Raw genomic sequence first — 14,504 nt, 5'->3', positions numbered from 1 at the left:
AACAAAAATCCCAGAACCGGGGATTTCTGTTAAAGGAGACTTATGCTCCAGCTTCTAACCGCCTGGTTCCGCACTCTTTAAAAAGGAGAGGATCAAATGACAAAGAATAAAGCAATTATGATCGGTGCTGGTTTGGCTAATATGGCAGCAGCCGTTTATTTAATTCAAGAAGGTCATTGGCAGGGTGATCAAATCACTTTTTACGCCCTTGACGATCACGGAGCTAACGATGGGTCAACCGCAAGCGTTGCGGCCGATGAATATTGGAATAAAAATCATCCAATGGCCAATACTAAAGGGTTTGTTGCCCGGGGTGGCCGGATGCTCAACTACCGGACCTACGTTGACTTGATGGATTTATTAAGTCGCATTCCTTCAGCGACTGAACCCAATATGACCGCGGCTGAAGATACCCGCGATTTTGACGGGAAGCACCGGACGTTTGATAAAGCCCGCTTGATGGAAGGCGGTAAGGGAATTATTGATGGTGGTAAACTTGGCTTTAATAATAAAGACCGCTGGTACCTCACCAAATTAATTTTAATGCCGGATTCCAAGGAAGATGAACTTGACAACATTTCAATCGCGGATTACTTCAAAGACGATCCGCACTTCTTCTCGACTAATTTCTGGTACATGTGGGAGACTACCTTTGCTTTTAGGATTCAAAGTTCAACTCAAGAATTGCGCCGGTACATGCATCAAATGATTTACGAATTTACCCAAATTGAACATCTAGTAGGAGTTAACCGAACTCGTTATAACCAATACGAAAGCATTATGTTACCCGTGATTAATTACCTGAAGAAACAGGGCGTCCAAATTATTCTCAATAGACGGGTGGTTGATTTTGATTTTAAGGATACCCAAATGCAGGATGAAATTACGGTAACCGGCCTTACCATGGAAAATACGGAGACGGGTAACAATGAACACGTTGATGTGGATGACGATACGGCTGTGATCTTCACCAATGGCTCAATTACCGATTCAGCCAGCCTCGGTGATTTCGACACGCCAGCCCCAGAAAACATGGATTACGGGGCAGCGGCCAGCTTGTGGAAGAAAGCCACGGAACGGTTTTATAATTTAGGCAATCCGGACAAATTCTTCAACGACCGCAACGCCAGTGAGTGGTCCAGCTTCACGTTAACTACTAAGGATCATGTTTTATTAAACAAAATCACAAGAATTACGACCCAAGTTCCTGGTAATGCGCTGAATTCATTTATTTCGACGAATCCGATCACCTCAATGGGGACCAAGGACGTTAACATGTCGATCGTGGTTCATCACCAACCTCATTTTACTGATCAAAAGTCAAATGAATCGGTTATCTGGGGCTACTTCTTGTATCCAAGGCGGAAGGGTGAGTTTGTTGACAAGCCCTACATTGAAATGACTGGGAAGGAAATGGCTGAGGAGTTAATTGGCCAGTTGTCTAAAGTCGATCCAGGACCGGGCAACATTATGGACAAAAAGCAGGAAATTATGGATAGTATCATCAACTGCATTCCGGTTTACATGCCATACGCCTCTGCCTTGTTCAATAACCGGGCAAAGACTGACCGGCCAAAGGTCATTCCAGAACACGCAACGAATTTGGCCTTTACGGGTGAATTTGTTGAGCAGCCTTACCAGATGGTCTTCACAGAACAAAGTGCCGTTCGGTCGGGCGAAATTGCCGCTTACCACTTTGCTGGTATCCCAATGGCTAAGTTAGTTAAGAATCCTCGATACGATAAGGATCCGAAGACACTTGCAAAGGCGACTAAGAAGATGTTTGAGTAAGTAAGTGTGCGGGGAAAAGCGGTTAGCCGCGGTCATATAAAGGGTTCATCCCTAAAATCCTGGTTTTGGATTTTAGGGATGAACCCTTTATATGTTGAGCGGCTGCTTTTCGGAGCACCATTCCACTAGATAGCGGCGGATACCTCGGCTTTGAGGATTTTAGAGATGAACCCTTTATATGTTGAGAGCGGCTGCTTTTCGGAGCACAATTCCACTAGATAACCAAGAAAACCCTAACCTAGCATGAAATGCGATGGTCGGGGCTTTCTCGTTTCTATGACAAAAGCAATAAGTAGGAAATAAGTTGGCAGAGCTTGTTTTATAATGAACGCAACGTCTTGTGCAGACGAGTGACAGGATTTAACATCTTACGGCATAAATGAGAGGTATGCTGCGAAGGGGAATTTACATTTAAGAATAAGGACTCGGTTAGATCAGGTCTCTCCTATACCCAGTTATATGTGTTAATGAGTTTCTAGACGGGTTCCAATCGTTTTACTTCGCTTCTTTTTTCCGTGGCCGCAGCAAGTAAATAATCGCTGGCAAAATCGTTAACGTACTAATCAACGCGTACGCCGTATCTAAGACGGTGATGAAGCCAAATGACCGTAGTACTGGGAAGTTAACGAAGGTTAGGGTTGTGAAGCCGGCAATGACGGTTAACCCCGAAACGGTGATGGCCTGACCAACCGATTTCATCGCGGTTTCAATTGACCTCTCGTTATCGGCACCCTTCTTTCGCTCCTCGATATACCGTTCTAGTACCAGGATGGTAAATTCAGTTCCAATCCCTAAGATCAATGAACTAAGCGAGATGGTTACGGGGTTATAGCTAATCCCAAGTAGCTTAAGGGTCATTGGTGAAAGGCCCAGTACGATGATGATTGGCAATAGTGGGTAGATAGCGTAATGAAAATGGCGGTAGACTAGCATTAAAACGATAAAGATGGTGACTAGGCCGGCAATGATGATCAATTCATGATTGGCCGTCATGTTTTTGATTCCTTTAAGCATCATACTAGTGGAGCCGGCAGGAGAGATCACCACGTCACCACTCACGTTCTTAGCATCCTTCGTTATCTTATTCATTAGTTTTAATGATTGATCAGAGTTAAGCCTTGGATTAATCTTGAACGTCACCGTTGCGTATTGGTGATTTTTACTAATGAGGTTTTGGCGAATAATTGTTGGCATCTGGGAAATGGATGCGTTAAGTTTTGCCTGATTCTCTGTAAGGGTTGCTGTTCCCAAAGTTTGTGGCAATGAGCTAACGTCTAGGATATCTTTTGAACCGTATTTGGACTGGACTTGTTTGCCAAATTCGTTGACGGCTTCTAAGTTATCCTTACTGCGGACATCGTCAGATTTTACCAAATACGTAAAGTTAGTGGTTGAACCAACTTCTTTGATGACCCGTTTATTTGCTTTTAGGGCAGGTAAGTCTTGTGGGATCATCTTGATTAAATTCGTTTCAATTGAGATATGACTTTCAAAGAAGAACCCGATGCCACCTATGAGAACCCCGATAACTGTAATAACGCCAGCATGTTTCATGACCCACTTAGCATAGTTTGCCAACGTGTTGTTTAGCCAAGAGTTGTTGGTATTCAACTTGGCAGTCTGCTTGAAGTTTTGTCGCTGGTCCAAGAGGGCAACCGTCGCAAAGGTTAGGGCAAATTCGACGATATAACACATTAAGACGCCAATCGCGAGGGTGATACCAAAGTATTGGAGCATCGGTGCCTTTGAAATGAGCATCGTCAAAAAGCTTAGTATCATGACAATGGAGGCAATTCCCACTGCCATTCCAGAATGCCCGGCAGTGGTCGTAATTGCTTGGGTCGTATTTTGACCGTTATTTTTATACTCTTCCTCATAACGGTTTAAGAACTGAACCCCAAAGTCTGTCCCAAGTCCAATTAGGATTGGGAGGGTGGCCATTGTGGCCATGGTGAGGTCAATGCCTAACCACCCCATAAAGCCAAACGTCCAAATCATCCCGATTAAAACGAAAATTAATGGCAATAACCGGCGTCGGACGGGAAAGACAATTAACAGGATGACAAACATAATGATAACGGCAGCTACCAGCATAATTGCCATACTTTTAGTCATTTGCTTCCCAACGGTACCACCAATTGCGGGTTGCCCGGCGATACTAGCTTTGTGATGGCCGACTGTCAAACCAGAATTTGCCAGTGCTTTTTTGATCTTATTGTACTGGACGTTATTCATGTTCATGTCCGTATTGGCAGTGGTCGTTAACGTCACTAATAAATGCTTGCCATTTTTCGGGAGCAATTGGGACATTGAAGTTGGGATTTTACCGTTATTCGAATAAACCAATTCATGAAGTAACGCTGGCTTCATATTTTGACTATTTGGCAGCATGGTTACCATCTGGGCTGCTAGGGCTTGTTTTTGGGAACTGGTTAGGATTGTCTGGGTATAGCCTTGGAGTTTTCGCTGTTGATTGGACGTTAACAGGCTTGCTTGGGCAGTGGCGGAACCGGTTTGACCACTCGCCGCTGCCTGCGCCATCTTAGCCTTTTGGGTATCCGTTAAAAGCGTCAGGGTGTATGCAGAGATCTTTTGCTTCTGGCCGGCAGAAAGTGATTTCTGGATCTGGTTTTGCAAGACCTTCTTTTGGCTCTTTGAAAGCTGGGCCATCATGGCTGCTTGGAGCTTGGCAGAGCTGCCTTCCGAACCTGTTGCCATTGTGCTGGCTGAAGATGAATGCAGCTCACTGTTTAAGATATTAGTAACACTAGAAACGGATTTAATTCCCTGAATCTTTTCAGCTTGATTGGTGAACTGGCTGACTTTCTTAAAGGTGGCAGGGGTGACCGTTGAACCGTCATTATTTTGGACATCAATAATGAACATATCGTTTCCGAATTGTTTTTGATACGTCAATGAATCTTTGGCAATTTTAGAGTGCTTGCTAACAAACATACTGTTGCCAGTGTTCATTTGAATCTTGGGTAGTCCAAATCCAAACGCAATGGTGATAATTCCAATTAATAGTAAGGTGAGCTTAGCGTGTTGATGAATTAACCCGCCGATTCTTGAAAATAAGTGTTTCATTTTTTAAACATCCCTTCATCCAAAATTGACATTGTGCCATTAAATGGATACTGTGTTGATTTTGAAGCACAGACATCAGTATAATATTGGCAACAAGAAAATGACAATAAGTAAATAACGGCAAAATGTTATCAATTAGACAGTGAACGAGAGGATGTTCAACTAATGGTCGGAATTAAAAATAATCGGCGAACCCAATATACGATTCAAACGCTGAAAAGAGCGCTATTAACGTTGCTGCAGCAGGAACCACTTGCCAAGGTAACCGTTACCCAGATCTGCCAAGAGGCTGACATTAACCGGGGGACCTTTTACCTGCACTTTGATAATCCAGATAACCTATTTGAAGCGATTGAAAATGACATCTTCGACCAGATAAGCCCACTGTTGAAGGTACAGCCCAAGGATGATTTGCAGGACTGGGGCAGACGGCTGGTTTTGGTTGTTGAAGATAACGCGGTGGCAATGAGAATTATGTTAAGCATGAAACGGACAGATAAAATTATCGATCAAATTTTTGCTCAAGCTCATGAGCTGTTCATGCATGAATTTACCGCCCAGGGTCACATTAATGACCACCGTTTGTTGGAATATTATTTTACGTTTTTTGTGAGTGGATCCGTTGGGGCATTGGAAAAGTGGCTGAGTGGTGAAGATAAGATTAGCTCGGATGAGCTTGCGAAGATTATTGTTAATCCGGAACTCCTTAAAAAAGTCTAATTGATTATTATCGGTAAAAATTGATAGATCGTGATTAAAGGGCCATCTACTGAAATTAATCAGTAGGTGGTTTTTTATCTAGGTGAACAAATGTTGGAACGGAAAAAGCAATTTGAAAATTAAATTTAACAAAAACGGTTTAATTTTCTCTTTCACTTTTCTAGGTTACTTTTCACCACCAAATATGTAATTGTGGGTGACTTTATAACACTAAATGTACTTTTGATGATATTGAAATCGCTTTCGCCAATCTTTAAGATTATTAATGTGGACTGAATGAGAAGATTAATCAGCACTTCCGGAAGACATTAATAACATTTCTTGTTCAATTAAACACAAATGGATGACTTTGAGGTTTAGGACAGCTGTGTCAGGCATAAACCTGCGGATAAGCACCACCAACAAAAATTCCAAAATCGGGAATTTCCGTTGATGGAGACTTACCCACTGGTTTATAATCGCCTGACTCTGCTCACTATTTTTAGGACAGCTGCGCAAAGCAGGGATCTGCGCGTAAGCACCTATACCAAAAATCCCAGAACCGGGGATTTCTGGTATAGGAGACTTACACTTCGTTCCCTAATCGCTTTGCTCCGCTCACCTTTATAGGACAGCTGCGTCAGGCAGAAATCTACGTATAAGCACCTTGGTCAAAAATTCCAGACCCAGGAATTCTTGGCCAAGGAGACTTATACTCCGATTTCTAATCGCCTGACTCCGCTCACTTTTATGAGAAGGGATGAATCATGACACAAACATTTAGAAAATTTGCCGACGTTCCCCCAAAGGGTTGGAATAGTTGGGATGGTTATGGGGCTTCGGTTCGTGAAGAAGAAGTGAAGCGCAATGCCGATTATATGAGTAAACACCTTAAACAGTTTGGTTGGCAATACGTGACCGTTGATATTCAATGGTATGAACCAACGGCTAACTCGTCCAAGTACCATAATTTTGCGCCACTGGTCATGGATAAGTATGCTCGCTTGTTGCCGGATTCAAAACGGTTTCCTTCGGCTGCCAATGGTAACGGTTTTAAGCCGCTGGCCGATTATATTCATGGATTAGGATTGAAGTTTGGAATCCATATTATGCGTGGGATTCCCCGCCAGGCTGTTCATAGTGAAACGCCAATAAAGGGGACTGACAAAACGGCTAAGGACATTGCGCTTAATAATATTTGTCCTTGGAATTCGGATATGTATGGGGTCAACGTTGATATGCCAGAAGGCCAGGGTTACTATGATTCGCTCATGGCACTCTACGCTTCTTGGGGCGTTGATTTTATTAAATGTGATGATATCGCCAACTCAGTTATTTATAACGGGACCCACAGGAAGGAAGTCGAAGCACTTCGAAAAGCAATCGATAAGACTGGCCGACCGATGGTATTGTCCTTATCACCAGGACCGGCACCCGTTGAAAATGGCGCTTTCTTCCAACGAACGGCCAACATGTGGCGGATTACGGATGATTTTTGGGACGACTGGTCATTATTATTGAACATGTTCGACCGGGCAGAAAAATGGTCGGCAATGTCTCGCCCGGGTAACTGGCCGGATTGTGATATGTTGCCACTTGGCCACATCGGTATCCGTTCAGTTGATGGCCCTGGTGGCAATCGGCAGACCAGATTCACCAAGTCGGAGCAAAAAACCATGATGACGCTGTGGGCCATGATGCAATCACCATTAATTATGGGCGGTGAGTTACCGGATAATGATGACTGGACGATGAGCTTGCTGACAAACGGGGACCTTCTCAACTTAGATGACCATGTCGTTGAAAAGTGCCAAACCCATCGTGATGAGAACAAAATCACTTGGTATGCGACTACAGCTGACGATCAGTATTTTGCAATCTTTAACATTTCGGATCACGATTTACGGTTAACGGGATCTGACCTTTCAAAGTTAGAAATTCCGCTAAGTGGTCACGATGTTTGGCATGACCAAGACATCTCGATGACTTCAGAAGAGTCACTGAAGATTGGTTCACATGATGTTTGCTTATTGAAAGTATCGTTATAATTTTAAAGGAGATTAATGATTATGGACGAAAAAACGGCTATGGAAGTTAAATCCGAAAAATTTCCAGCTGGTTCGACCAAGAAGAAAGTTGGCTTTCTTGAACGGTTAAGTTACGCCAACTTGGACTTTTCTGGTCAACTGGTTGCGACGGTTGTTAATAGTTATTTGATGTATTTCTTTACTGATGTGGCAATGATTTCAGCAGCCGCCACGGGGACTATTTTACTGGTTGCCCGGGTGGTTGATGCTGTTGGTGCCCCAGTTTGGGGGACTTTTATTGATATGACGCATTCCAAGTTTGGCAAGGCCCGACCATATTTTCTGTGGCTGGCATTACCTTATGCGGCAAGTGGGGTCTTGCTATTCTGGGCACCAAGTTTGAGCCCATCGGCTAAAGCTTTGTATTGTGCTATTGTTTACATGATTTATGGCGTAATTTATTTAGGAATTAATGCCCCAATCACCACGATTTTGCCATTAATTAGTTCTGACCCAAGTCAACGGGTTGTCTTGAACTCATGGCGAATGGTTGGTTCAAACTTAGGCGTCTTCGTTGTTAACTCATTAACATTGCCATTAGTTGCCTTCTTTGGCGGTGGCAATGATATTAAAGGATTCCGAATCTTCATTGTCATTTTTGCCTGCTTGAACTTGGCTGGAACTTTGTTCTCATTCGGCCACGTTAGAGAACGGGTTGTGGTGCCAAATAGTCAACGAGTAACATTGCGGCGAAGTGTTCACGCGATGAACAAAAACTGGCCATGGTTTATCATTGTTGCTGGGAACTTTTTGTTCTGGGTTGCGCAACAAGGCCGTCAGCAATCCATGGTTTACTACTTCACTTATTATTTTGATAACAAGGGTTTAGTTACCTTGTTCAACTCCATCGCGATTATTCAGGTGCTCGGGGTAATTTCAATTCCATTCCTGAATAAACTGATGTCAAAGAGTCACATTTGGGCAATGGGATTAGCAATTGCCGTTCTTGGTCAATTTGTGATTATGTTCTCTGGTTTAAACGCTGCTGGGGCCATTATTGGTTGGTTAATTGCCAACGTTGGATCCGGAATCGCTGTTTCCATGCCATTTGCAATGCTTGGTTCGGCTGTTGATTATGGTGAATGGAAAAACGGGGTTAACGCGGCTGGTATTTTAACCACGATTGGTTCAGCCTTCTGTATGTCAATGGGGATGGGCTTTGCCGGCGCATTAAACGGAAAAATTATGTCGGCCTTTGGCTATGTTGCTAATCATTCCCAGACTTTGCATGCGTTGAGTGGGATTAAACTCTCATTCAACTGGGTAACGATTATTATGTATGCCGTTGCAATCATTCCTGCGCTTCTATACTTCCGTTATGAGAAGATGGAAGGCAAGATTACGGCTGATTTGTCTAAGACACGGGCATAGGATTGCGTGATCTGTGACAAACTGTAGATGATTGGTCTGAGTTGCTATTGCAAACGAAAAAACGATTATTCCAAAACTAGGAATAATCGTTTTTTGTTAGTTTCTAGAAGCTAAACGGCAAATGTCCCAATCGTGCCACTTACAGTGAAGAATGGTTAGTAGTAACCACTCTCACAATGGCGTTAGATGCCGGCGCACTGCTTTTATGACGCTTGGTTAGTGAGTTATATCCGACAAACAGGAGATCAATAATTACAATAATAGTGATCATAATTAAAATGTTCATTCGGCCTTTTCGTCTCTTCATGGTTGTGTTTCCTTTCATGGTTGAATTCGTGCGTAACGGTTATTTGAATCGCTGGCGATACTGGGGTGTATCCTTGGTAATTGGGACTTCTGGATCAAAATTACTGCTGTCCAGAAATTTCTTCGTATAGGCGCGCCGAAACTTTGATGGCGTTAAATTGACATTTTCTTTGAAGACCTTCATGAATCGCTTTTCGTCCGGGTAAAAAGCCATACTGGCAATTTGCTTAATTGGTAAATTGGTTCTTAACAAGAGTTCTTTGGCCTGCTGAAGCTTTATCCCGTTGATGTATTGAATCACGGTTTCATTAGTTTGCTGTTTAAAAATTCGAACCAGGTAGTGGGGGTTCAATTCAAAGGCATCGGCAACGTCACTTACCTTTAATTTCTCGCTTAGATTTGCTCGGATCCATTCTTTGATACCATCAATGCGGGCCTCTTCTTGCGAGACGGGGGAGATAACCACCATTTTAAAATACTCTTCGGACAGCTCAAGAATGAGGGTCGTGAGGAGATAATCAGTGGCCATTGAAGTGAAATAATTGTTTTTAGCCACATCTAAAATTTGGTTAGCTAAGATAAACACTTTCTCCACATTTGGTAATTTAAACTGGAGCGGCAAGACCGCCTGATCCTTTTTGAACAGAGATTCAATTGTTTTGATGTTCGTTTCATCCAAGGACGCGGTTTTGAGACCATGAGGCTTAGTAAAAAAATGGAACCAGAAATACTGCGTGTTCTCTGGGGATTCTTGGTAGCCATGGAGATGGTGAAACGGCGGCAATGCAAACACTTCATTTTCATGAATCGTGTAACGGGTGTCATCAACCTGTAAATGAATCACGCCCTTAATGACAACGATAATTTCAAAGTTACCGTTATGGTACATGTGCTTATGCTGCCAGTGTTTTCCAGAAGTAAACTTGCCAGAAGAGATGTGCATGACTGGCTCACTGATATTAAAACATGTGATTGTTTTCATTAAATAAGGCTCCTTTCACTACTGTATTTTTAGAGTTAAATGATTTGGTGAGAAAAAGACACTTAATATACCGATTAGTGGTTACAAAAAAACACCTTTCCTGTACAATACACCATTTAAGCTGAAAGTGGAACCGGTTACAATATATTTATAATGATTTTTGGATCTTAAACATTAGAACGAAAGGATCCAAACAAGTATTTAGCAAAATAAATTAAAGAGGATCAGCTGCTAACCTAACTTAATTAACAATGTTTAATGCATAAGTAGAATTAGCTGTTGAAAATAACGAATTGATTTAGAAAGGATTGTTTTCATGCCAACTTTTAATGTTACAACTCATTCAGCCCGCTTAGGTTTTGAAATTAACGACGATAAAATTATGATGACGGTTGTTAATTCAAACGATCTTAGTAACGCTAACTCAGAGATGAAGCAGCATTTTCAAATTGCCGAGGTTCAAGTGACCGGCAACAACTTTCATCATAAGGGGGTCAGTTTTGTCGACACCAATCCTGGGAGAGACTTAAACTACGTTACCCACAGTATCCAAGACACCGATAATGGCAAGGTACTGACAATCGTTCAAGAAGATGCTGGAAAGCAGTTACGGGTTACCAGCTGTTTCCAACTTTACGATCAAACGGCAGTGATTCGCAGCTGGACGAAGTTAGAAAACATTGGTAATCAAGATCTAGGAATTGAATACGTATCGTCATTTGCGATGAGCGGGATTAATCAAGCTGATGATCTGGATGGTAATTACTCAGAGGACAATCAAATCTTCATCCCTAACAATGATTGGACGGCTGAAGCTCAGTGGAAGCAGCGGTCACTAAAGGATGCCGGCCTTGACTATTGGGTTGACGGCGAGAAGAACCAAGCATCCACTAAACGAATCGGCGTTACCAATAATTCATCGTGGTCGTGTTCGGAATATTCACCAAATGGAATCTTATATAATACTAAGACAAACCAATCGGCCGTTTGGCAAATTGAAAACAATGGCGCCTGGCATTATGAACTAACGGATATTGGCCGGGGCAACTTGTTAGCAATCCGACTTTCTGGACCAGAAGAACTTGACAACCACTGGTGGCAGAATTTAAAGCCGGGAAATGAATTTACAACCGTTCAAGTTGCGTTTGGCCAACTGGCCGGCGATTATGAAAAGGCCTTGCAGGAAATGACCAAGTACCGCCGTTTAATTCGCCGCGAAAACGAAGATAATAAGCGATTAGCAGTTATTTTCAACGATTATATGAACGGGCTGGCTGGTGATCCAACCACCGCCAAGGAAATGCCACTGGTAGATGCCGCCCAAAAAGTTGGTTGCGAGTACTTCGTGATTGATTGTGGCTGGTACGCGCCCGGCTACTGGTGGGATAGCGTCGGCGAGTGGCAGCCATCAGAGGAACGCTTCCCAGGTGGAATTGAAAAGCTGATTCAATACATTCGGGATAAAGGTCTCACGCCAGGCCTTTGGTTAGAACTAGAGGTGGTTGGTATTAAGAGCCCGTTAGCTGATAAATTACCGGATGATTGGTTCTTCATGCGCCACGGCAAACGGGTAATTGATGCTGATCGGTACCATCTTGATTTCACTAATCCCAAGGTGAGGGAATTCGCTGACAGCGTTGTGAAACGGTTAGTTAAGCAATACGGCGTTGGCTACATTAAGATGGATTACAATATTACGACCGGGATTGGTACGGATCGGAATGCTGATAGTGCCGGTGATGGCTTGCTGAAACATAATCGCGCTTACCTCAAGTGGCTGGACGATATCTTCAAACGGTATCCCGACTTAGTGATTGAAAATTGTGGTAGTGGTGGGATGCGCCATGATTATGCCATGTTGCAGCGTCACAGCATTCAGTCCATGACTGATCAAACCGATTACGTTAGAAACGGCAATATTGCCGCTGTCGGTGCCTCGGTGGTTGCGCCAGAACAGTGTGCCATTTGGTCATACCCCCTTCAAGATGGCGATGATGAAGAAGTGATCTTTAACATGGTTAATGCGATGCTGCTGCGAATTCATCAGAGTGGCTATCTCAATAAGGTTAAGGGCCACCGACTCGAACTGGTTGCGGAAGGCATTAAGGCTTATAAAACATACCGTCAGAAGATTCCAGCCGGTCTACCATTTTGGCCGGAAGGATTAAGCCAGTTAGATGATCCGTGGTTTAGTTACGGCTTCCAGAATGGAAAGGACATTTATCTGGCTGCTTGGCGGGGTGTCAGTGATCAAGCGCGGCACACGATCTCGCTGGTAAAGTATGGTGAGATTAGTAAAGTTGAGCAGGTCTATCCGCGGGATGATCAGAATAGTTCTTATGAAGTGGCGGATAATGCGCTTAGCCTAAACTTTTCGAGAGAGAAAATGGCAAGGCTGTATCACATTTTGTTGAAGTAAACTAAATTGAAAGCAAGCTAAAAGACGGCATCTATCAAGGTTATGAAAACTTGGTAGGTGCCGTCTTTGTACTTAGAGAAATCTGTGATCAGCAAAAACGCTCCTGCATCATTCCAGCGTCATTGCTTATTGATCTCGTTTATCTTTAGAAGAAGTTGCCTCATCAATACCTAACAGCTCATACGGGCTCAGATACCGGGTCTTCATGATAATTGCAGAAATTTCTGATGGGCTTTCAGGATTCCCCTCCGACAACCAAACCTTAATGATGCTCATTAAGCCAGAAACAATGATTTCGTGGGCAAAATTGTCAGGAAGCTGGTTGGTCATCTTAGTGGTCCCTTTTAGCCGGTAGAGATCGGCGTCGATAATTTCGGTTAGGAGGTCCTTAATCTTTTCTTCTAAGCGATTGTCACCATTTGGGCCGAGTAAAACGCGGATCAAGTCAAATTCTTGATTAATATATTGAATGATTTTATCCACTACCGGATAGGTTTGGGGATTACCACTCGATGGGTCTTGGTATTGCATCGTATCGGCCAAGTTGTTCTTCATTAATTGGCGAATATCGTTCAAAATTTGATTTTCAAAGTGAGTGACCATACCTGGCTTGTCTTGATAATGGTTGTAAAAGGTGCTGCGATTGATCTTTGCATACTTGGTAATATCACTGATCTTAATTTGATCGATGTCTTTGACGCCAGCCAAGTAAATGAAAGCAGAACGAATCTTTTTTTCGGTTTGAATAATTTTTTGATGAATGGGCATGATAGAAATCACCTTCTGATGTTATTTCTTACAGCATACTCAAAGTAATCATTAAGAGCAACACAATGTCGAAATTAATAATGAAAACTTTGATGTCATTAGTAAATTAATTGATGGTAACTGATCCTCATTAATTCAAACACTAGCAGCTAGCCCACTATGATGCATTCAAAATTTAAATCAACGTTTTGAATTATTTTGATGATTGATATTTTGAGATGTCAACGGTATTCTTTACTTAAAACAACATCGTGTCGTTTTAAATTAAAATATGGGGGATGATTATCGTGGCATACATTGACGTGATCCATGAATCTAAAATTTATGGCAGCGGGCCACAAGAAGTTCGGGCTAATGATGATGTGAGCTTTGAAATTAAGAAAGGTGAGTTAACGGTCATCGTCGGCGCTTCGGGAGCGGGGAAATCAACGCTGCTGAATATACTGGGCGGCATGGATACGCCAACCAAAGGCCAAGTGATTATCAATCAAAAGGATATTGCCCAATATTCTAGTCGGAAAATGACGACCTTTCGCCGGACATCAATTGGGTTTGTCTTTCAATTTTATAATTTAATTCCTAATCTTACTGCCTTAGAAAACGTTGAATTGGCCTCACAAATTGCGCCTAATGCTTTAGATGTAAGCCAAGTGATGGTCGATGTTGGGTTAAAAGATCGAATGAATAATTTCCCCGCCCAGCTCTCAGGCGGTGAGCAGCAACGGGTCGCAATTGCCCGAGCGATCGCCAAGAATCCGGAACTTCTTTTGTGCGATGAGCCGACGGGGGCATTGGACTACCAAACCGGCAAAAGCATTCTGATGCTGCTCCAAAACTTCAGCCATCAAACTAAAAAGAACGTTGTGATCGTCACTCACAATGGCATGATCAAACCGATGGCGGATCACGTGATTGAAATTGGTGACGGCAAGGTCAAACAAGACCAACTAAATGCCAACCCAGTGCCGGTTGAGCAAATCGAATGGTAGGCGAG

The 14,504-nt window shown here is 42.9% G+C and carries 10 protein-coding genes; 6 read left to right on the top strand and 4 right to left on the bottom strand.

Translation table 11 applies throughout. From position 1 onward, the window contains the following. Positions 1-96: 96 nt before the first annotated feature. On the top strand, positions 97-1,791 hold the full coding sequence (locus tag FC98_RS02595; protein ID WP_054654473.1) for an oleate hydratase: 1,695 nt from the start codon (positions 97-99) through the stop codon (positions 1,789-1,791). 495 nt (positions 1,792-2,286) lie between these two features. On the opposite strand, the gene FC98_RS02590 is transcribed toward FC98_RS02595, so the two are convergent. After that, positions 2,287-4,878 (bottom strand): efflux RND transporter permease subunit, encoded by a 2,592-nt coding sequence (locus tag FC98_RS02590; RefSeq protein ID WP_008856213.1) that lies wholly within the window; start codon positions 4,876-4,878, stop codon positions 2,287-2,289. 165 nt (positions 4,879-5,043) lie between these two features. Here FC98_RS02590 and FC98_RS02585 point away from each other — a divergent pair, with 165 nt between their 5' ends. The 3 genes from FC98_RS02585 (at position 5,044) to FC98_RS02575 (ending at position 9,035) form a co-directional block, all read left to right on the top strand. Next, complete coding sequence (locus tag FC98_RS02585) at positions 5,044-5,598, top strand: TetR/AcrR family transcriptional regulator (RefSeq protein WP_008856212.1); 555 nt, start codon at positions 5,044-5,046, stop codon at positions 5,596-5,598. A 746-nt stretch (positions 5,599-6,344) separates the two neighbouring features. After that, positions 6,345-7,625: a glycoside hydrolase family 27 protein gene (locus FC98_RS02580; protein ID WP_008856210.1), complete on the top strand. Its 1,281-nt coding sequence runs from the start codon at positions 6,345-6,347 to the stop codon at positions 7,623-7,625. 21 nt (positions 7,626-7,646) lie between these two features. Beyond that, the gene (locus FC98_RS02575; protein WP_056949153.1) at positions 7,647-9,035 is read left to right on the top strand and encodes an MFS transporter; all 1,389 of its coding nucleotides are present in this window, start codon (positions 7,647-7,649) and stop codon (positions 9,033-9,035) included. A 139-nt stretch (positions 9,036-9,174) separates the two neighbouring features. On the opposite strand, the gene FC98_RS14970 is transcribed toward FC98_RS02575, so the two are convergent. Further along, positions 9,175-9,342 carry a hypothetical protein gene (locus FC98_RS14970; RefSeq protein ID WP_008856208.1) on the bottom strand — a complete coding sequence of 56 codons (168 nt, stop codon included), beginning with the start codon at positions 9,340-9,342 and terminating at the stop codon, positions 9,175-9,177. Positions 9,343-9,381: 39 nt separating this feature from the next. Continuing rightward, complete coding sequence (locus FC98_RS02570; RefSeq protein ID WP_054654459.1) at positions 9,382-10,323, bottom strand: helix-turn-helix transcriptional regulator; 942 nt, start codon at positions 10,321-10,323, stop codon at positions 9,382-9,384. A gap of 316 nt (positions 10,324-10,639) precedes the next feature. Between FC98_RS02570 and FC98_RS02565 the strand changes: the two genes are divergently transcribed. Continuing rightward, a complete protein-coding gene (locus FC98_RS02565; protein ID WP_054654457.1) occupies positions 10,640-12,742 on the top strand; it encodes an alpha-galactosidase in 2,103 nt (700 codons plus the stop codon). A 126-nt stretch (positions 12,743-12,868) separates the two neighbouring features. Here FC98_RS02565 and FC98_RS02560 read toward each other — a convergent pair whose 3' ends face one another. Then, positions 12,869-13,510, bottom strand: a complete 642-nt coding sequence (locus FC98_RS02560; RefSeq protein WP_008856203.1) for a TetR/AcrR family transcriptional regulator — start codon at positions 13,508-13,510, stop codon at positions 12,869-12,871. Between the two features lie 278 nt (positions 13,511-13,788). Here FC98_RS02560 and FC98_RS02555 point away from each other — a divergent pair, with 278 nt between their 5' ends. Next, on the top strand, positions 13,789-14,499 hold the full coding sequence (locus FC98_RS02555; protein WP_008856202.1) for an ABC transporter ATP-binding protein: 711 nt from the start codon (positions 13,789-13,791) through the stop codon (positions 14,497-14,499). Positions 14,500-14,504: the final 5 nt, after the last annotated feature.

This window comes from Lentilactobacillus kisonensis DSM 19906 = JCM 15041 (genome assembly GCF_001434135.1).
In the GTDB taxonomy this organism is placed as follows: Bacteria; Bacillota; Bacilli; order Lactobacillales; family Lactobacillaceae; genus Lentilactobacillus; species Lentilactobacillus kisonensis.
Note: the sequence above shows the minus strand (reverse complement) of the source record. Positions and strands in the feature narration are given on the sequence as shown.